Source organism: Saccharopolyspora sp. NFXS83, assembly GCF_026241095.1.
GTDB lineage: Bacteria > Actinomycetota > Actinomycetes > Mycobacteriales > Pseudonocardiaceae > Saccharopolyspora_C.
Map to the genome: position 1 here is coordinate 109,224 of NZ_JAPFGB010000016.1, position 19,168 is coordinate 128,391.

Here is a 19,168-nt window from a genome sequence, read left to right on the forward strand (position 1 = left end):
TCACACCAGTTCCAGCGCGGTGGCCACGGCACGCGGGTCCACCGGCAGCGGCTCGACCTCGACCATGCCGGACAGGGCCGTGTCGGGGTCCTTGAGCCCGTGCCCGGTCACCGTGCAGACGACCTTCGAACCGCGCGGCAGCCGTCCGTCCTCGGCGGTCGCCAGCAGACCGGCCACGCTGGAAGCGGAGGCGGGTTCGACGAACACGCCCTCCCGGGACGACAGCAGCCGGTAGGCGTGCAGGATCTCCTCGTCGGTGACCGCGGAGAACAGCCCGTTCGAGGCGCTCTTCGCGGCCTCCGCGTGCTGCCAGGAGGCGGGGCTGCCGACCCGGATCGCGGTGGCGATCGTCTCCGGGTTCGTGACGGGCGCGCCGTGCACGAGCGGCGCGGCACCGGCCGCCTGGAAGCCGAACATGCGCGGGGTGGCCGCGATGACGTCGTCCGCGGAGTACTCCGCGTAGCCCTTCCAGTAGGCGGTGATGTTGCCCGCGTTGCCCACCGGCAGGCAGTGCACGTCCGGCGCGGAGCCGAGCACGTCGCAGATCTCGAAGGCCGCGGTCTTCTGGCCTTCCAGCCGAACCGGGTTCACCGAGTTGACCAAGGTAACCGGGTGTTCGGCGGAGGTCTTGCGGGCCAGCTCCAGGCAGTCGTCGAAGTTGCCCTGCACCTGCAGGATCTTCGCGCCGTGCGCGACGGCCTGCGCCAGCTTGCCCATGGCGATCTTGCCCTGCGGCACCAGCACGGCCGAGGTGAGCCCGGCGCGCGAGGCGTAGGCCGCCGCGGAGGCCGAGGTGTTGCCGGTGGAGGCGCAGATGACGGCCTTGCTGCCCGCGGCGAGCGCGTGCGTCATGGCGACCGTCATGCCGCGGTCCTTGAACGAGCCGGTCGGGTTCGCGCCCTCGACCTTCAGGTACACCTCGCAGCCGGTGAGCTCGGACAGGTGCTGCGCGGCGACCAGCGGCGTGTTGCCCTCCTGCAGGGTCACCACGCGGGCGCCCTCGGGGATCTCCACGCGGTCCCGGTACGCCTCGATGAGGCCGGGCCAGCCCGCCCTCGCCCCGGTGGGCGCGCTCTGGATGTTCGAAGTCACGACGATTCACCTTCCACGCGCATCACGCTGACGACCTCCCGCACCGACGCCAGCTGCGCGATCTTGTCCACGGTGGACTTGAGCGCGGCGTCTGTCGCGGTGTGGGTGACCACGACCAGGCTGGCCTCTTCGCCGCGACCCGCCTGGCGCACCACCGAAATGCTCACATCGTTGTCGTTGAACGTGGCCGCCACTTGGGAGAGCACGCCCGGTTTGTCGTCCACATCGAGGCTGATGTGGTAGCGGGTCGGGGTGGCCCCCATCGGTTGCACCGGCAGCTTCGCGTGCGCGGACTCGCGGGGGCCCTTGCCCGCCACGACCAGGTTCCGCGCGACCGCCACCAGATCGCCCAGCACGGCGCTCGCGCTCGGCGCACCGCCCGCGCCCTGGCCGTAGAACATCAGGCTTCCCGCGGCCTCGGCCTCCACGAACACCGCGTTGAACGCGCCGCCCACGCTGGCCAGCGGGTGGTCGCGGGGGATCATCGCGGGGTGCACCCGCGCCGAGACCGACTCGGTGCCGTCCTCGGCGACGACGCGCTCGCAGATCGCGAGCAGCTTCACCGTGCGGTCCAGCGACTTCGCCGCCGCGATGTCGCCGGGGCGCACCGCCGAAATGCCCTCGCGGTAGACGTCGGTGGCCGCGACCCGGGTGTGGAACGCGAGCGCGGCCAGGATGGTGGCCTTCGCCGCCGCGTCGAACCCGTCCACGTCGGCGGTCGGGTCCGCTTCCGCGTAGCCGAGCCGGCCGGCCTCGTCGAGCGTCTCCGAATAGCTGGCGCCGGTCGAGTCCATCGCGGAGAGGATGTAGTTCGTCGTGCCGTTGACGATGCCCATCACCCGGTTGATGCGGTCCCCGGCGAGCGACTCGCGCAGCGGGCGCAGCAGCGGGATGGCACCGGCGACGGCGGCCTCGAAGTAGATGTCCACCCCGGCCTCGTCGGCCGCCGAGTACAGCTCGGAGCCGTGCTCGGCCAGCAGCGCCTTGTTGCCGGTCACCACGGACTTGCCGCCGCGCAACGCGCGCAGCAGCAGCGACCGCGCGGGCTCGATGCCGCCGATGAGCTCCACGACCACGTCCACGTCGCCGTCGACCAGCGCCGCGGCGTCCGTGGTCAGCAGGTGCTCGGGAACGTTCGGATGCTTGTGGGGGCGCCGCACGGCGACCCCGGTGACCTGCACGGGAGCCCCGGTCCGCGCCGCGAACTCCTCGGGGCGGCCCTGTAGCAGGCGCAGTACCTCGGTGCCGACCGTGCCGCAGCCCAGCAGCGCGACGCGGATCGGCTCACGGTCCTCGATCACTCACACCTCCAGCCGGAGCAGGTCGTCCTCGGTCTCCCTGCGCAGCAGCAGTCGCGTCCGCCCGTCCCGCACGGCGACCACCGGCGGTTTGGGCAGACGGTTGTAGTTGCTCGCCATCACGTAGCAGTAGGCACCGGTCGCGGCGACGGCCAGCAGGTCGCCCGGAGCAATGTCCTCCGGCAACCAGCAGTCTCGCACCACAACGTCACCGGACTCACAATGCTTGCCCACGATGCGGGACAGCACCGGGTCCGCTTCAGCGGATCGGGAGACGAGCCTGCAGTCGTACACCGCGTCGTAGAGCGAGGTGCGGATGTTGTCGCTCATGCCGCCGTCGACGCTGACGTAGCGCCGCGACACACCGCCGTCGAGCTCGACGTCCTTGATCGTGCCCACTTCGTAGACGGTTACCGTGCCCGGCCCGGCGATGGCGCGACCCGGTTCGACGGCGACCTTCGGCGGTTCGAAACCGGCGAGGTCGCATTCCTTGCGGACCACGTCGTGCAGCCGGGTGGCCAGCTCGTTGACCGGCAGCGGATCGTCGTCCGCGGTGTAGGCGATGCCGAGACCGCCACCGAGGTCGACCGTCGTCAGCTTCTCCAGCGCCTCCGCGCCGTGCTCGGCGCGCAGGTCGGCCAGCAGCGCCACCACGCGGTGCGCGGACAGGCCGAAGCCGTCGTCGTCGAAGATCTGCGAACCGATGTGGCTGTGCAGGCCCACCAGGTCGAGCGCCTCGGCCTTGATCACGCGGCGGGCGGCTTCGGCCGCCTGCCCGGAAGCCAGCGAGAAGCCGAACTTCTGGTCCTCGTGCGCGGTCGCGATGAACTCGTGCGTGTGGGCCTCGACCCCGACGGTCACCCGGATCATCACCGGCTGAGTCACGCCGCGTTCGCGGGCGAGGTGGTCCAGCCGGGCGATCTCGTGGAACGAGTCCAGCACGATGGAACCGACACCGGCGTCGACCGCGGTGGCCAGCTCGTCGACGGACTTGTTGTTGCCGTGGAACGTGATGCGCTCCGGCGGGAACTCGGCGCGCAGCGCGACGCGCAGCTCACCGCCGCTGCACACGTCCAGGCTCAGGCCCTCGTCGGCGACCCAGCGGGCCACCTCGGTGCACAGGAACGCCTTCGACGCGTAGTGCACCGAGGTCGGGTCGCCGAACGCCGTCGCGTACTCGGCGCACCGGGCGCGGAAGTCGGCTTCGTCCAGGACGAACAGCGGGGTGCCGTACTCGCGGGCGAGCTCGCGCACGTCGGTTCCGGCGAAGCTGACCGAGCCGTCGGCGTCGCGGTGCGCGCCACGTGGCCACACCGCCGCGTGCAACTCATCGAGCTCGGCCTCGTCTGCCGGGACCGGCCCGGCGGTGCTGCCCGGCAACAGGACCTCGGCGTGCCGAGGTCCGGCGGGGTGGGCGCGCATGATCGCGGCTCCTCTGCGAAATCGTGCCGAACCGGGGGAGCCGTACCCGGCCCCCCGGCGCAGCCGCCCGAAGCCGGGCGTGGACGTTGTGGATCACATCTGGTCGGGCGCGGTGACCCCGAGCAGGCCCAGGCCGTTGGCCAGTACCTGGCGGGTCGCCTCGCACAACTGCAACCGCGCGACCGTCAGCGGATTCGCCTGGTCGTCGCCCGGCTGCAACACGCGGCACGCGTCGTAGAACTTGTGGTAGGCGCTGGCCACTTCCTCCAGGTACCGCGCGATGCGGTGCGGTTCCCGCAATTCGGCGGCCGAGAGCACCACTCGCGGGTACTCGCCCAGGGTGCGGATCAGGTCGCCCTCGCGTTCGTGGGCGAGCAGCGACAGGTCCGCTTCCTCGACCGGTCCCCGGTCGATGCCCAGGGACTCGGCGTTGCGCTGCAACGACGCCAGCCGCGCGTGCGCGTACTGCACGTAGAAGACCGGGTTCTCGTTGCTGCGCTTGCTGATCAGGTCCAGGTCGATGTCCACCGCGGAGTCCACCGAGGAGCGGGTCAGCGAGTAGCGGGCGGCGTCCACGCCGACCGCCTCGACCAGGTCCTCCAAGGTGACCACGGTGCCGGCGCGCTTGCTCATCCGGACCGGTTTGCCCTCGCGCACCAGGTTCACCATCTGCCCGATGAGCACCTCGACGGCGTCCGGGTCGTCGTCGAACGCGGCGGCGGCGGCCTTGAGCCTGCTCACGTAGCCGTGGTGGTCGGCGCCCAGCATGTACAGGCACAGGTCGAAGCCGCGGCCCCGCTTGTCCCGCAGGTAGGCGACGTCACCGGCGATGTAGGCCGTGGCGCCGTCGCTCTTGATCACGACGCGGTCCTTGTCGTCGCCGAACTCGGTGGAGCGCAGCCACCAGGCGCCGTCGGCGAAGTACAGGTGCCCGGAGGCCTTGAGCTGCTCCACCGACTCGCTCACGGCGCCGGAAGCGTGCAGCGAGTCCTCGTGGAAGAACACGTCGAAGTCGGTGCCGAACTCGTGCAGGCTGCGCTTGATCTCGTCGAACATCAGGCCCACGCCGACCCGGCGGAACGTCTCGTGCCGCTGGTCCTCCGGCTGCTCCAACGCACCCGGCTCGGCTTCCAGCACCTGCCGCGCGATGTCGGCGATGTAGTCGCCGCCGTAGCCGTCCTCCGGCGCGGGCTCGCCCTTCGCCGCGGCGAGCAGCGACAGCACGAAGCGGTCGATCTGCGCGCCCGCGTCGTTGAAGTAGTACTCGCGGACCACCTCGGCGCCCTGCGCGGACAGCGCGCGGCCCAGCGCGTCGCCGACCGCGGCCCAGCGGGTGCCGCCCAGGTGGATCGGACCGGTGGGGTTCGCCGACACGAACTCCAGGTTCACCCGAAGGCCCTGGTAGCGGTCGCCACGCCCGAACTCGGCGCCCGCGGACACGACGTCGCGCACGATGCCCGCCTGCGCGTCGGTGGCGAGCCGGAGGTTGAGGAAACCCGGACCGGCGACCGTCACCTCGGTGATGCCGTCCTGACCGGTCAACGACTCGGCCAGCCACGTCGCCAGGTCGCGCGGCGACACGCCGACCTTCTTCGCGACCTGCATGGCCACGTTCGTCGCGTAGTCGCCGTGCTCCGGGTTGCGGGGGCGCTCCACGGTGACCGTCTCAGGCAGCACGGACACATCCAGTTCGCGTGCGGACAGCACGTCGACGGCGGTGTTGCGGACGAGATCAGCGAGCGCGGCAGGAGTCACCCGACAAAGTCTAAGGATGAGTCGTCGCTGTTCAGCGAACGGGTGCGAGCAGCAGCCGAGTCCGCTGCACTGCGGGTAATCGCGCGGTGACCCGAATGTGAGAGCGTGACGCACGACGTGTTCGACGTACGCCCACCGGTGGCCGCGGGATCTCTAGACTGGCGAGCCGGGTCACCTGGCGACCGATGGCGAGACGAGGTCCGAACAGCATGGCGAGCGGTAAGAAGAACAAAGCGATGCGCAAAGCACGCGGTTCCGTGGTGCAGCAGCGCTCGATCCCGTGGATGACGTTGTCCGGAGTCGGGGTCGTCCTCCTCGTCGCCGTCGTCGTGTTCGGGTACGCCTACGTGCGCTACGCCGACCAGGCCGAGTCGCGGGAGGCGCAGGCGAAGGCCGAGGCCGCGGCGGCGCCGTTCAAGCCCACCCCGCAGAACCCGGACCCGTCGAAGAACATCCCGGACGTCGAGACCGCCGACTACGCGGGCCAGCAGCACGTCACCAGCACCCAGCGCGTCGCCTACGACAAGACCCCGCCGTTCGGCGGTCCGCACGACGGCATCTGGGCCGACTGCACCGGCGTCGTCTACCCGCAGGCGGTGCGGACCGAGAACATGGTGCACTCCCTGGAGCACGGCGCCGTGTGGATCGCCTACGACCCGGCGAAGGTCGACGAGGCGGGCAAGGCGAAGCTCAGCCAGCGGGTGGAGAACAAGCCCTACACGATGATGTCGCCGTACCCGGAGCTCGACAGCCCGATCTCGGTGCAGTCCTGGGGCCACCAGCTCAAGCTCGACAGCCCCGACGACCCGCGCATCGACCAGTTCATCGCGGCGCTCAAGCAGAACCCGAACAACGTCTACCCCGAGGTCGGCGGCTCCTGCCAGGCCTACCCTGGCGCGTTCGACACCCAGAACCCGCCGCCGTTCGACCCGACCCCGCCGCCCGCGGACGCCATCCCCATGAGCGGGGAAGGCACCCAGCCCGGGCAGGGCGAGATGGGCGGACGGTGAGCGGTCCGGACGGGGCAGCGGGTCCGCCGCTGCCCGCGCGCATCGCCGTCGCCGTCGGCGCCGCCGTGGCGCTGCTGCTGCTCGGCGGCGCGCTCGGCCTGCTGCTCGCCACCCCGGCGAAGGACTCCGAACCCGCTGCCAGCAACGTCGACATCGGGTTCGCGCAGGACATGTCCACGCACCACCAGCAGGCCGTCACCATGGCCACGCTCGCCCGGGAGCACGGGGCGGACGTGGCGGTGCGCCAGCTGGCGTTCGACATCGAGACGAACCAGCGCGACCAGATCGGGCGCATGCAGGGCTGGCTGAACCTGTGGGGCGAACCGGTGAGCGCCGCCGGGGCGCCGATGCAGTGGATGCAGGGCGGCGGGCACGAGCACGGCACGGATCACCACGCCATGGCAGGCGGAGCCACCATGCCCGGCATGGCCGACACCGCCGAGCTGGATCGGCTGCGCTCGCTCAACGGGCCCGCGTTCGACACGTACTTCCTGCAGCTCATGCTGCGCCACCACGAAGGCGGGGCACCGATGGCCCGCTACGGCGCCGAGCACGCCGGGCTCGCGCCGGTGCGCGGGCTCGCCGCGAACATGCTCGGTTCGCAGGGCAGCGAGAGCGAACTCATGCGCGGCATGCTGGCCGATCGCCGCGTGCCGCCGCTGCCCGCGGGCTGACACCGGCCCGTTCCACCCCTGGCACGACGCGTGGACCCCGCGCGCAGCGGTGCGAGGAGGGGAACCTTCCTGTCACCCGTGACAGGAAGGTTCCCCTCCTCGCGGGGCGTCAGCCGCAGTGCGCGCTGGTCGTGGCGTTGCGGATGAGGAAGACCGCCAGCAGCGCGAGGGCCGCACCGCCGAGCGCGAGCATGGGCATCAGCGGCACCTGGATCCGGTCGACCGTGAGCGCAACCCCGAACATCATCACCGGGTACGCGAACCGGAGGCCGAAGCGCTGCCACCCGTTCGACCACCGCACCCGGCCGCCGGTGAGCAGCGCGAGGCCCGCGGCGAACCCGAGCAGCACCGGGACCGACAGTTCGAAGCCCGGCTCGCCGTGGTCGAACGACCAGGTCAGCAGTGCTGCGACCCCGGTGGCGGCACCGAGGAACAGCAACGGCAGCGAGATCCACAACCGGACCGTGAGGTTGCACAGGACAGAGCAGGGCAGCACGGGTAAAGGATGATCGTGCGCTGCTCCGCCCGCACTGCTCAGCGGCGACCACTCGGCGGACGGTCGTCCCGTCGCGCTGGGCGGTCGTGCGGCGCCGCCACGAGGAATAACGTTCGGCCCGCCTGCGTTCCAGGTCAACGCATTCGGTCTGGCAGAATGACAGGCCGAGTCGGCTCCGGTTCACCTCGCGATGACGGTCGACGAGGACCCGGCGGCCCCGAACAGGAGGACACGCTTTGAAGGCGGACATTCACCCCGAGTACGTCACCACCCAGGTGAACTGCGGCTGCGGGAACAGCTTCACCACCCGGAGCACCACCAAGGCCGGCAGCATCACGGTCGAGGTCTGCTCGAACTGCCACCCGTTCTACACGGGCAAGCAGAAGATCCTGGACACCGGCGGCCGGGTGGCTCGTTTCGAGGCCCGCTACGGCCGTCGTCAGAAGGACGGCGCCCAGAAGTAGCTGAGCCGACGGCGCCCGCTCTCGCGCACTGCGCGGGGCGGGCGCCGTTTTCGTGTCGAACCCCGGCCGGGTTCGGCCCGCACCGTTCCGTTCAGCCGGTCCCGTTGCCGGTCCAGGAGTGAAGAGGGTTCCCGTGGAAACGTCGAAGCTCGAAGAGTTGCTCGCCGAGCACGCGGAACTGGAGCGGCGGCTGGCCGAGCCGGACGTGCACGCCGACCAGGCCACCGCGCGCAAGCTCGGGCGCCGCTACGCGGAACTGACCCCGCTGGCCAAAGCAGCCGCCGAATGGGAGCAGACCCGGTCCGACCTGGCCACGGCGCGGGAACTGGCCGCCGAGGACGACGGGTTCGCCGCGGAGGCCGATGCGCTCGCCGAAGAACTTCCCGCGCTGGAGACGAAGCTCACCGAACTGCTGCTGCCGCGGGACCCGCACGATTCCTCCGACGTCGTGCTGGAGGTCAAATCCGGTGAAGGCGGTGAGGAATCGGCGTTGTTCGCGGGCGACCTGCTGCGGATGTACCTGCGCTACGCCGAGCGGCAAGGCTGGCGGGCCGACGTGCTCGACGCCACCGAATCCGACCTGGGCGGCTACAAGGACGTCACGGTCGCGGTGAAGACCAAGGCCGGGGACACCGGACCCGACGGCGTCTGGGCGAAGCTGAAGTTCGAAGGCGGCGTGCACCGCGTGCAGCGGGTGCCGGTGACCGAGTCCCAAGGCCGGGTGCACACCTCCGCCGCCGGGGTGCTGGTGTACCCGGAGACCGAAGAGGTCGAAGTCGAGGTCGACGAGAAGGACCTCCGCATCGACGTGTACCGGTCCTCAGGTCCCGGCGGGCAGAGCGTCAACACCACCGACTCCGCGGTGCGCATCACGCACCTGCCCACGGGCACCGTCGTGTCCTGCCAGAACGAGAAATCGCAGCTGCAGAACAAGCTGCGCGCCATCCAGGTGCTGCGCGCCCGGTTGCAGGCGCTCGCCGAGGAGGAGGCGCAGAAGGAGGCCGCCGAGACGCGGCGCAGCCAAGTGCGCACAGTGGACCGGTCCGAACGCGTCCGCACCTACAACTTCGCGGAGAACCGCATCTCCGATCACCGGGTGAACTACAAGGCCTACAACCTGGACCACGTGCTCGACGGCGAACTCGACGGGGTGCTCGGTGCGCTGGTCGCTGCGGACCGGGAAGAGCGGCTCGCTTCCAGCTCGTGAGGGGCCTCCGAACCGACCGGTGTGTCCGTCGTGACAGGAAGGTTCCCCTCCGTCCGGGGTGTCGCCTGAACGAGGCGGCGGATCACGCGCTCTAAGCTTGCCCCGTGACTCGACAGCCACTGCGCCTGGCCATCCTCGAAGCGGAACGCATGTTGTCCGCGGCAGGCGTGGCGAGCCCCCGCACCGACGCCGAACTGCTGGCCGCGCACTTGCTCGGCGTGGAGCGGACGAAACTGATGATGGTGCCGCTGGTCGACCCGCCGGTGGTGGAGGCGCTGCAGGCGCTGGTCCGGCAACGCGCGGACCGGATTCCGCTGCAGCACCTGGTGGGAACCGCGAGCCTCGGCAACGTGACGCTCAGCGTCGGGCCCGGCGTGTTCGTCCCCCGCCCGGAGACCGAACTGCTGCTGGCGTGGGGGCTCGCGACCCTCGAAGGCGTCGAACGCCCCATCGTGGTCGATCTGTGCACGGGAACCGGTGCGCTGGCACTGGCCATGGCCAACGCGCGCCCGGACGCGCAGGTGCACGCCGTGGAAGTCGACCCGCACGCGCTGGCCTGGGCACGGCACAACATCGATCAGCAGGCGGTGGCCGGGGACACCCCGGTGCGGCTCTACGCGGGCGACGTGTTCGACCAGACGCTGCTGATGGAACTGGAGGGCCTGGTCGACCTGGTGCTGTGCAACCCGCCGTACGTGCCGGAGGGCACGCCGGTTCCGCCCGAGGTGCGCGATCACGATCCGCACGGTGCGGTCTTCGGCGGGCGCGACGGGCTCGACGTGGTCCGGCAGGTCGTCGGGTGCGCGGCTCGACTGCTCCGGCAGGGCGGTGGCCTGGCGATCGAGCACGACGACACCCACGGCGGCTCCGTGCCCGCGCTGCTCAAGGCGCGGCGCGTGCTCAGCGACGTCGAGGACCACGCCGATCTGGCGGGGCGCCCCAGGTTCGCCACCGCCCACCGGGCCGCCCCCGAGCTCTGACCCGCCGGCCGAGCCCCGGCTGATCCCCCGCGTAAACCCGCCGGAGTCCAGGTCGTGAGGACCTGCACTCCTGCCGTCGGCTGCCCGATTGCGGCCGTCGCCCCCGTCGGTGCACTCCTCTCTCCGCACGTCGTGATGGCCGCGAGGAGGGGAACCTTTCTGCCACATGTGGCAGAAAGGTTCCCCTCCTCGCATGAGCCCGCGGAACGGCGCGGGGCGCAGGGGGCGGGGGCGGGCGCACGAAAAATCCGGCCAGGGGCTGTGCCCCTGGCCGGATTGGATCCGTCCAGATGTGCCGGTGCGCCCGGCGGTGGAACCGGTCCGCGTAGGTGTGTTCGCGCTCCGGGTCAGCGACGCGGGCGGGAACCCTGCTCGGCCGGTTCGGCCTTGGGAGCTCCACCTTGGTTGGCCGGACGCTGCTGCTGCTCGGCGGTGGTGCCGGGGATGGGCAGCTGGATCCGCCGCGTCGGCGGATCGTGCGGGTTCTGCTGCTGCGCCGGCGCGTTGCCGGGCAGGTTCTGGCGCTGGATCTTCTCCGTCGGCCCGTCACCCGCGGCGGGTTGCGACTTGCGCTGTTCCCGCGGCTGCGGCGGTCGCTCCTCGGCGACAGCGGTCTCCGCGGACTTGCGCGCCTGCTCGCGCGCCTCCGCGGCGGCTTCCCGCAGCGCGGCTTCCTCTTCGTCCTCCTGCGCGAGGCGGGACAGCAGCGGAGTCGTCTGCCCGAGCAGTTCGGCGGCGTCCCGCAACTTCCCGGCGACGGTGTCGCGCAGCTCGGTCAGCGAATGCACCTGCTGGTCGGCCTTGGTGAGCCTGCGCTGGCACTCCTCGGTGGTGACGCCCAGCCGCTTCTCCGCGTCGAGGCGCGCCTCGCGGATGAGGCGTTCGCTTTCGCGGGTGCCTTCCTCGACGAGCCGGGTCGCTTCGTCCGTGGTCTCCCGGATCATCCGCTCGGAACGCTCGGTGGCCTCGCTGACCAGCCGCTCGGCTTCCTGGGTGCTCTCCCGCTCGCGCTTCTGCGCGGCTTCGACGCTGTCCTTCTCCCGCTGCTGCGCCGCCGCGGTGCTCTCCTGCTCGCGGCGCTGCGCGGCCTCGGTGCTCTCCCGTTCGAGGCGCTGGGCGGCTTCGGTGCTCTCCCGCTCCAGCTTCTCGGCGGCTTGGGTGGACTCGGTGGTGAGCCTGGTGGCCTCGTCGGTGGCTTCGCGGACCCGCCGGTGCGCCTCGTTGGTGCCTTCCCGCAGCCTGCGGTTGGCTTCCTCGGTGGCTTCGCGGACGCGGCGCTGGGCGTCGGCCTTGCTGGTGGTCTCCTGCTCGGTGAGGGTCTTCATCGACTCGGTCCGCCGCGCGGCCATCGCGATCTCGAAGTCCTCTTCGACCTGCACGCGGCGGGCCTCGGACTCCTCATCGGCGCGCTTGCGGTTCTCCTCGGCCTCGCTGGTGATCCGCTCCGCCTCGGCCTTGGCCTTGTCGAGCACCGAGCGGTGCTCCTGCTCCATCTCGGAGCGGCGGGTGTCGACCTCGGCGATGAGCTTCTCGTAGCGGGTGCGCAGCGCCCCGGCTTCCGCTTCGGAGCGGGAGCGCGTCTCGGCGGCGTCCTTCTCCGCGCGCGAGCGGATGTCGTTGGCCTCGTCCTGCGCCAGCCGCAGCATCCGCTGCAACCGCTCGCTGAGCCCTTCCAGCGTCGTCGGCGGCTTCGACAGCCGTTCCACCTGTCCGCGCAGGTTCTCGATCTCCGAGCGGGAGGACTCGAGCTGCTTCGACACGTCTCGTGCCTGCGAAACGGCCGCGTCGCGGTCGGAGGTGATGATGCGCAGATCTGCGTCGACCCGTTCGAGATGCTCGTCGACCTGGGCGCGGTCGTATCCGTTCTTGCGAACGAGGTCGAAGCCCGATCCCAGCGGGAGAAGATCACGGTCGTCGGCGAGGCCCATGGTGCCACGCTACCTGGAAGGCAACAGCGTTGTGGGAGGTGTGGGCGGGATGACGGGAGAATTCGCCGACGTGGACCACCTGCTCGGTGGTGCGGCGTCCGGTACCGGGTCGAAAGTCCCTTGACCGGCCGGTCAGTCAAGGCGAACGGTGAGGGAGTCGGCAGCGCTGGAGGTGATCGACATGGCCACCATGGCGAACGAACCGTCGAAGATCAAGCCGTGGACCCGGTGGCAGGACTGGGCCGCGCTGGTGCTCGGGGTGTACGTGATCCTCGCGACGATGTGGACGCGGACCAGCAGCGGCGCGATCTCGGCGATGATCGTCCTCGGGGCGTTGCTGGTGCTCGCCGCGGTGTGGTCGCTCGCCATGCCCGGCTCGATGACCAGTGAGTACGCCCACATGTTGCTGGGAGTGCTGCTGTTCCTCTCGCCGTGGGTGCTCGGCTACGCGGCGCTCACCGGCGCGGCGTGGACGTCCTGGGTGGTGGGGGTGCTGGCCGTCGTTGTCGGTGCCGCCGCGCTCCCCGAGGCGAACGTGGCGCACGGCAGGGGCATGGCCGCCGGCCAGCACTAGGCCGGACCGTCCGGGATTCCGGTTCGGCTCAGCCTGCCGATCCGTGACAGGAAGGTTCCCTTCCTCGCATTCGGCGTCGGGCGTCGGCGTGCGCTCCGCGCGGTGCTGCTCCCCCGAGGTGGAGAGGCGTGCCGATGGATGGATCATCGGGTAGGTGGACGCCCCCGTCCGCCGGGGAGTCCGGGGCGGGCCGTCGCGCCCGGTCCCCGGGCCGGACGGGCGCCGCCGGTCGGACGGGGCCGCGCGAAGTGCTCGGCGGCGGTCCGGCTTCGGCGCGGGACCGGATCCTCTCGGCGGCGGGGGAGTTGTTCGCCGAGTCGGGGTTCGCGGCCACCCCCACCTCGCGGATCGCGGAGCGGGCCCAGGTGCCCAAGGGGCTGATCCACTACTACTTCCGCCGGAAACCCGACCTGCTCGTCGCGCTCGTGGAGAGGTTGCCCGCCGAGCGGATCGACGCCGACCGGGTCGTGGTCGTCGGGGACCTGGTGGGCAGCCTCGGCAGGCTGGTCGATGAACTGGACCGCGCGTGCGCGTCCGCGTCGCCGCTCAGCCACTTGCTGTGGCGGGAGGCCGACACGCACAGCGCGGTGCGGCGGGCGCTGCGGGAGCGGTTCCGGGGTGCGGTGGAGCAGATCCGCCAGGTCGTGGCGCGCGCCCTGCCGGAGCGCGCCGACGACGGTGAGCTCGACACGGCCGCGGTCCTGCTGGCCAGGGCGGTCGACCACCGGCATGCGGTGACCGGACGCGTCGAACGCGATGCCGCGGCCGACCTTGAGATCGACTTCATCGCCCGCGCGCTGCAACCGCACGTTCGGCGCGGGGCTCGGGTGCGCACCGCCGGAGGAGCCGATCTCGGCTGACGGGCCGGTCAGGCCGCGGGTTCGACGAGCTCCACCAGCACGCCGCCGGCGTCCTTCGGATGCACGAAGTTGATGCGGCTGTCGGCGGTGCCGCGACGCGGGGCGTCGTAGAGCAACCGCAGTCCTTTGGCACGCAGTGCCGCGCTGGCGGCCTCGACGTCGGTGACCCGGAACGCGAGTTGCTGCAGCCCTGGGTTGTTGCGCTCGAGGAACTTCGCGATCGCGGAATCCGGTCGCAGGGGAGCGAGCAACTGGATCTGGGTGGCCCCCGCGGTGTCGCCCGGCGCCCGCAGCATCGCCTCGTGGACCCCTTGCTCCTCGTTGACCTCGCTGTGGGTGACTTCGAGGCCGAAGGTCGAGCGCTGGAACTCGATCGCGGCGTCGAGGTCGGCCACCGCGATGCCGACGTGATCGACGGCGGTGATCAGTCCGCTCAGTTCGCTGTGCATGGTGGGCAGCCTAACGCGCCGTGAACCCGGCGTGAGTGTGCGAAATGTGGCAAGAAAAGGTGTTGTGCGCTGCTGGGATTGCACTGATCGGCGGAGTCGGGGGTGCAGTGACCGACGTGAACATGTTGCTAGTTCACGTCGAAAGGTAAGTGATGGTTGCGAAGAAACCAAACCGGCTGAGACCTCGGCCGCTCCTGATCGCGGCGGTCGCCGCGGTCGTCACCATGGGCGTGCCCTCGTTCGCCGTCGCGGCAGGGGGCGGCGGGACCGTCTCCGGTGGCGGTGGCCCCAACCCCGAGGAGATCCGGCTCAAGCACGAACGCGCTCGAGTCGCCGCGGCCCCGCTGAAGTTCGGGGCCGAATCCTACGAATCCGTGCGATCCGCGGCGGCGGACGCCGCGGGAACCGCCGACTGCTCGGTGAGCACGGACGCCGCCACCTACCTGACCCTGTCGACGACCTGGCCTGAAGTCGCGGGATCCGGGGAGGCGCCGTCGCCCATGACCCTGTCCCGCTACGACGACCAGACCGCGCTTGCCGACCCCGAGCAGCGCGGCGACGGGCTCTTCTTCAACCCGGGGGTCGGGATCTGGCAGCTCGACTCCGCCGGTCTCGGGGCGGACGAGACGGCGGCCACCGCCATCGACTCGGCCGCCGCGGCGTCGAAGGTCGCGCCGTACCTGGTGGGGAAGTACTGCGACTCGGTGGGCTCCGGTGCTTCCAGCGCCGCCGCGCGCGCCACGGCTTGGAAGGCCTGGCACGCCTGTGACGAAGGCGCCTGCGAGGACGTCTACCAGCGGCTCGCGAAAGAAGGGGTCGCCAAGGACTCCACCGTGTCCCGGTACGGCGGCGCGGAACCACGCAAGTGCACCTACGAGGGCGCGTCCTACGACTGCCTCTACGTCGACCCCGGTGCCGTCGAAGGCGAAGATGCCTGGACATCGCCGGACTTCGGGCCCGCACCGGTTCCCGATCCGTTCTACGTCTTCACCTACACCAGCGGCGGCGCCGATTACGAGGTCCGCTACTGGCTCGATGCCGACTCCGGCGCGGAAAGCGACGTGTCCGCGTCGCGGGAGCTGGGCGTCGACGCGCGCACCGCGCTGCACTGGGAAGCCGACTCCGGCCTCTGCGACACCACGGCCACCCGCGGCGACTGCTGAACCGCTGCGAGGAAGGGAACCTTCCTGTCAGACCGGTGACGGGAAGGTTCCCTTCCTCGCGTTCCGGTGGCGCGGGGGTGGTGTCGGGAACGTTCCCTTCCGGCCGAGGGCGGACCTGTGCGAAGGTGCGCGGATGGCACTGCGTGCCACGATGGGTGTGGTCCGGTCGAGCCGAGTGGGCGCATCATGAGGGCGGTGCACGGCGCCGTTCCGACGGCGCGCAGCGGTAGTCGATGAGGATGGCCGGGAGGCGACTGTGAGCACTTCTGTGATCGTTTCGGGGGCACGCACTCCGATGGGGCGCCTGCTGGGCTCGTTGAAGGATTTTTCAGGTGCGCAGCTCGGCGGCGTGGCCATCAAGGCCGCGCTGGAGCGAGGCGGCGTCGCCCCTGAACAGGTGCAGTACACGATCATGGGCCAGGTGCTGACCGCCGGAGCGGGGCAGATCCCCGCCCGGCAGGCGGCGGTCAACGCGGGCATCCCGATGGACGTCCCGGCGCTGACGATCAACAAGGTGTGCCTGTCCGGCCTCGACGCGATCGCGCTCGCCGACCAGCTCATCCGCGCCGGCGAGTTCGACGTGGTCGTCGCGGGCGGCCAGGAGTCGATGACGCAAGCCCCGCACCTGCTGACGAGCTCCCGCGAGGGCGTCAAGTTCGGCGACGCGCAGCTGGTAGACCACATGGCTCTCGACGGCTTGACCTGTGCTTTCGACGAGATCGCGATGGGTGCTTCGACGGAGAAGCACAACGGCAGGCACGGGCTGACCAGGCAGGAGCAGGACGAGTTCGCCGCCCGGTCGCACCAGCGCGCCGGTGCCGCGGCGGCGCGCGGCGTGTTCGCCGAGGAAATCGCCCCGGTGACGGTGCCGCAGCGCAAGGGCGACCCGATCACCGTCGACACCGACGAGGGCGTCCGGCCGGACACGACGGCCGAAGGCCTCGGCAAGCTGCGCCCGGCGTTCGCCCCCGACGGCACGATCACGCCGGGCTCCGCGTCGCAGATCTCTGATGGTGCCGCCGCGGTCGTGGTGATGAGCAAGTCGAAGGCCGAGGAGCTCGGCCTGACCTGGCTGGCCGAGATCGGCGCGCACGGCGTCGTGTCCGGGCCGGACGCGAGCCTGCACGAGCAGCCGTCGAACGCGATCAAAGCCGCTTGCGCGAAGGAGCAGGTGGACGCCGCCGAGCTCGACCTCGTGGAGATCAACGAGGCGTTCGCCGCGGTCGGCATCGTCTCCAGCAGGGCCCTGGGGGTCTCCGACGAGATCGTCAACGTCAACGGCGGAGCCATCGCGCTCGGCCACCCGCTCGGCATGTCCGGCGCGCGGCTGGCGCTGCACCTGGCGTTGGAGCTGCGGCGCCGTGGCGGCGGAACCGGCGTGGCCGCGCTGTGCGGCGGCGGCGGGCAGGGCGACGCGCTGATCCTGCGCGTTCCGCAGAGCTGACCTGCGCAACCCGGTGAACCGGGGCGGTGTCGGGGTACCCGGAAATCACCCTGATGCCGCCCTGGTTTTCCACGACCGACCGTGATCACTGTGAGTGCTCGCCGCTACCCTGGTCGGTATGAAGTGGCTTCCAGGTGGATGGCAACGTGCGGATCGGTCGGAACGGGAATGGGCCACCGTGCCCGGCCGCGTCACCGGTAAGAGCGACGCCACCGCGCGGTTCGGGGCGGAACGCGGCGGTCCCGGCACCCGGGTCTACGACAAGCACGACCGGCCCGCGGAGACGGCGGCACCGATCGGGCTCGGCCCGGAAGCGCAGGACGTGGACGTGTCCGCCGGCAGCTTCCGGCTGCTGCTGATCGGCGGCGGGCTCAGCGGCTTCGGCACCGTGCTGTGCGCCGCGACGCTGGCCAACAACGGCAGCAGCGTCGGTGTGTGGATCTGGCAGTTGGTGCTCGGCATCATCTTCCTCGGATTCGTGCTGTCCTCGCGCGGGATGCTCAACAGCCGCGGATTCCTGCTGGACCGCAGCGGTTTCTACGCGCGCACCCTCGGAGAGGTGTACGGGGTGTCCTGGAACGAGATCTCCGCCATCGGCATCGGCAGCCTGCCGTGGATCGAGCAGAAGCGGCCGGTGCACCCGGAGCGGCGGGTCGCGCTGGAGTTCTACCCGGCCGACCCCGGTTTCGGCGGTCGCCACCCGGAGCTGGACCGCTGGCGGGTCGAGGAGCAGCCCTCGCTGCCGGGAACGTCGTCGGTGCGCTACCGCTTCCACCTGCCGCCGTTCACGCGGCTGCCGCGAGCGGTGGAACGCGCGGTGCAGACCGTCGCCCCGCGCAAGTGGGTCGGTCACTACCGCAGGCACCTTCCCCCGGTGAGCATGCCGGATTCCACCAAGCTCTGATCCGGATCGGCCGCGGCGAAGCGTCACCAGCCGAGGCTGTTCAGCGGCTCGGCGGGCTTGAGCGCCGGATCGTCGTCCTGGAAGGTGCGTGCGCGACCGCGGCCGGTCGCCGCGGTCTCGAAGCGCACCGTGACCCGGCCGAGTCCGGCGCCCTGCACCCAGCCGTGCCCGTTCTCCGGGTGGAACACGTCGTCCCCGGCGCGCCACGGCCGACGCCCGGGCAGCGGAGTCGGTTCCGGTGCCGGCTCACCCTCCGGAACGGGCGCAGGTTCGGACTCGTGCGCGGGACTGTCGAACAACGCCTCCTGCTCGGAGGTCGCGAGCCCCGAATAGGAGACCCCGACCAGCCGGATCGGGGTGCCTGGCGGCACCGCCACCGCGATCAACCGCCGGGCCGCCGCGCTGAGCGAACCCAGGTCCGAGGTGGCCGTGGCGAAGGTCTCCGCGCGGCTGATCGTCGTGAAGTCCGCGTCTCGGACCTTCACCGTCACGGTGCGCGCGGCCCTGCCGGACGAGACGAGCCTGCGGTGCGCGTGCTCGGCCATGCCGCCCACCTCGGTGGACAGCCGCACCGGCTCGGTGATGTCCACGTCGAACGTGGTCTCGGCGCTGACCTGCTTGGCCTCCGCGCGTTCCGCGACTGGGTGATCGTCGATGCCGTGCGCCAACCGGTGCAGCTCCGCGCCGTGCGCCTGACCTAGCAGCGACGTGACGTCGCCTGGGTGCAACGCCGCGAGCTCTCCGATGCTGTAGACCCCGATGCGGTGCAGCTTCGACTCGGTGACGGGCCCGACGCCCCACAACTTGCGCACCGGCAGGCCCGTGAGCAGTTCGTGCTCCTGATCGGGCGGCACCACGAGGGCGCCGTCCGGCTTCGCGAGCCCGGAGGCGATCTTCGCGATCTGCTTCCCGGACCCCGCTCCCACCGACGCAGGCACCCCGACCTCGGTGCGGACCCGTTCCCGCAGCCGTGCCGCGAACCGCTCCACGTCGTCGGTCGAGCCGCCGATCAGCTCGACCGGTTCCAGGAACGCCTCGTCGATCGAGACCTGACCGACCACGTCGGAGATCTCGCGGACGATGTCGAAGACCTTGCGGCTGACAGCCTGGTAGACGCCACCGCGGGGAGGCAGCACCACCGCCACCGGGCATCGGCGGCGCGCCTCGGCCATCGGCATCGCCGACCGGGCGCCGTAAGCGCGGGCCTGGTAGCTGGCGCCGGCGACGGTGCCGCGCGGACCCAAGCCGCCCACCAGGACGGCCCGGTCGGAGACGGTGGGGCGGGTGAGCTGCTCGACGGACGCGAAGAACGCGTCCATGTCCATGTGCAGCACCCATCTCCGCATGCGCACATTCAACGAGATACCCCCGACAACCACCACAGGCCCCGGGGGAGGTCGCGCCTCGGAGCAGGTTCAGCGCGGCGCGTGGCGAGCGCGGACCCGCGG

Annotated in this window: 18 protein-coding genes; 10 read left to right on the forward strand and 8 right to left on the reverse strand. The window is 71.1% G+C overall.

What is annotated here, in order from left to right; genetic code table 11:
• The 4 genes from thrC to argS all read right to left on the reverse strand — a co-directional run bounded on the left by thrC (position 1) and on the right by argS (position 5,567).
• The gene (thrC, locus tag OOZ19_RS18610; RefSeq protein WP_266091389.1) at positions 1-1,092 is read right to left on the reverse strand and encodes a threonine synthase; all 1,092 of its coding nucleotides are present in this window, start codon (positions 1,090-1,092) and stop codon (positions 1-3) included.
• On the reverse strand, positions 1,089-2,393 hold the full coding sequence (locus OOZ19_RS18615) for a homoserine dehydrogenase (protein ID WP_266091390.1): 1,305 nt from the start codon (positions 2,391-2,393) through the stop codon (positions 1,089-1,091). The genes thrC and OOZ19_RS18615 overlap by 4 nt, the downstream gene beginning before the upstream one ends.
• Complete coding sequence (gene lysA, locus OOZ19_RS18620) at positions 2,394-3,812, reverse strand: diaminopimelate decarboxylase (protein WP_266091391.1); 1,419 nt, start codon at positions 3,810-3,812, stop codon at positions 2,394-2,396.
• Between the two features lie 93 nt (positions 3,813-3,905).
• On the reverse strand, positions 3,906-5,567 hold the full coding sequence (gene argS / locus OOZ19_RS18625; RefSeq protein ID WP_266091392.1) for an arginine--tRNA ligase: 1,662 nt from the start codon (positions 5,565-5,567) through the stop codon (positions 3,906-3,908).
• A 209-nt stretch (positions 5,568-5,776) separates the two neighbouring features.
• Between argS and OOZ19_RS18630 the strand changes: the two genes are divergently transcribed.
• Together OOZ19_RS18630 and OOZ19_RS18635 are read left to right on the forward strand one after the other, a co-directional pair.
• Positions 5,777-6,577 carry a thioredoxin-like domain-containing protein gene (locus OOZ19_RS18630; protein WP_266091393.1) on the forward strand — a complete coding sequence of 267 codons (801 nt, stop codon included), beginning with the start codon at positions 5,777-5,779 and terminating at the stop codon, positions 6,575-6,577.
• Positions 6,574-7,251: a DUF305 domain-containing protein gene (locus OOZ19_RS18635; RefSeq protein WP_266091394.1), complete on the forward strand. Its 678-nt coding sequence runs from the start codon at positions 6,574-6,576 to the stop codon at positions 7,249-7,251. The genes OOZ19_RS18630 and OOZ19_RS18635 overlap by 4 nt, the downstream gene beginning before the upstream one ends.
• Positions 7,252-7,360: 109 nt before the next feature.
• Here OOZ19_RS18635 and OOZ19_RS18640 read toward each other — a convergent pair whose 3' ends face one another.
• A complete protein-coding gene (locus OOZ19_RS18640) occupies positions 7,361-7,747 on the reverse strand; it encodes a hypothetical protein (RefSeq protein ID WP_266091395.1) in 387 nt (128 codons plus the stop codon).
• Between the two features lie 236 nt (positions 7,748-7,983).
• Between OOZ19_RS18640 and rpmE the strand changes: the two genes are divergently transcribed.
• The 3 genes from rpmE (at position 7,984) to prmC (ending at position 10,398) form a co-directional block, all read left to right on the forward strand.
• A complete protein-coding gene (gene rpmE / locus OOZ19_RS18645) occupies positions 7,984-8,211 on the forward strand; it encodes a 50S ribosomal protein L31 (RefSeq protein ID WP_266091396.1) in 228 nt (75 codons plus the stop codon).
• 133 nt (positions 8,212-8,344) lie between these two features.
• The gene (gene prfA / locus OOZ19_RS18650) at positions 8,345-9,418 is read left to right on the forward strand and encodes a peptide chain release factor 1 (RefSeq protein ID WP_266091397.1); all 1,074 of its coding nucleotides are present in this window, start codon (positions 8,345-8,347) and stop codon (positions 9,416-9,418) included.
• Positions 9,419-9,522: 104 nt separating this feature from the next.
• Complete coding sequence (prmC, locus tag OOZ19_RS18655; RefSeq protein ID WP_266091398.1) at positions 9,523-10,398, forward strand: peptide chain release factor N(5)-glutamine methyltransferase; 876 nt, start codon at positions 9,523-9,525, stop codon at positions 10,396-10,398.
• A 347-nt stretch (positions 10,399-10,745) separates the two neighbouring features.
• Here prmC and OOZ19_RS18660 read toward each other — a convergent pair whose 3' ends face one another.
• A complete protein-coding gene (locus OOZ19_RS18660) occupies positions 10,746-12,326 on the reverse strand; it encodes a M protein (protein WP_266091399.1) in 1,581 nt (526 codons plus the stop codon).
• A 181-nt stretch (positions 12,327-12,507) separates the two neighbouring features.
• Between OOZ19_RS18660 and OOZ19_RS18665 the strand changes: the two genes are divergently transcribed.
• Both OOZ19_RS18665 and OOZ19_RS18670 read left to right on the forward strand, forming a co-directional pair.
• Positions 12,508-12,900: an SPW repeat domain-containing protein gene (locus tag OOZ19_RS18665; protein WP_266091400.1), complete on the forward strand. Its 393-nt coding sequence runs from the start codon at positions 12,508-12,510 to the stop codon at positions 12,898-12,900.
• A gap of 134 nt (positions 12,901-13,034) precedes the next feature.
• On the forward strand, positions 13,035-13,760 hold the full coding sequence (locus OOZ19_RS18670) for a TetR/AcrR family transcriptional regulator (RefSeq protein WP_266091401.1): 726 nt from the start codon (positions 13,035-13,037) through the stop codon (positions 13,758-13,760).
• A gap of 8 nt (positions 13,761-13,768) precedes the next feature.
• On the opposite strand, the gene mce is transcribed toward OOZ19_RS18670, so the two are convergent.
• Positions 13,769-14,209 (reverse strand): methylmalonyl-CoA epimerase, encoded by a 441-nt coding sequence (gene mce, locus OOZ19_RS18675; RefSeq protein ID WP_266091402.1) that lies wholly within the window; start codon positions 14,207-14,209, stop codon positions 13,769-13,771.
• 152 nt (positions 14,210-14,361) lie between these two features.
• On the opposite strand from mce, the gene OOZ19_RS18680 reads away from it, so the two are divergent.
• From OOZ19_RS18680 to OOZ19_RS18690, 3 genes are all read left to right on the forward strand, one after another.
• Entirely contained in the window at positions 14,362-15,372 is a 1,011-nt protein-coding gene (locus OOZ19_RS18680; RefSeq protein WP_266091403.1) for a hypothetical protein, read from the forward strand.
• A 256-nt stretch (positions 15,373-15,628) separates the two neighbouring features.
• Positions 15,629-16,816, forward strand: a complete 1,188-nt coding sequence (locus tag OOZ19_RS18685) for an acetyl-CoA C-acetyltransferase (protein WP_266091404.1) — start codon at positions 15,629-15,631, stop codon at positions 16,814-16,816.
• A 118-nt stretch (positions 16,817-16,934) separates the two neighbouring features.
• Entirely contained in the window at positions 16,935-17,720 is a 786-nt protein-coding gene (locus OOZ19_RS18690; RefSeq protein ID WP_266091405.1) for a hypothetical protein, read from the forward strand.
• Between the two features lie 23 nt (positions 17,721-17,743).
• On the opposite strand, the gene OOZ19_RS18695 is transcribed toward OOZ19_RS18690, so the two are convergent.
• On the reverse strand, positions 17,744-19,066 hold the full coding sequence (locus tag OOZ19_RS18695; protein ID WP_266091406.1) for a DNA polymerase IV: 1,323 nt from the start codon (positions 19,064-19,066) through the stop codon (positions 17,744-17,746).
• Positions 19,067-19,168: the final 102 nt, after the last annotated feature.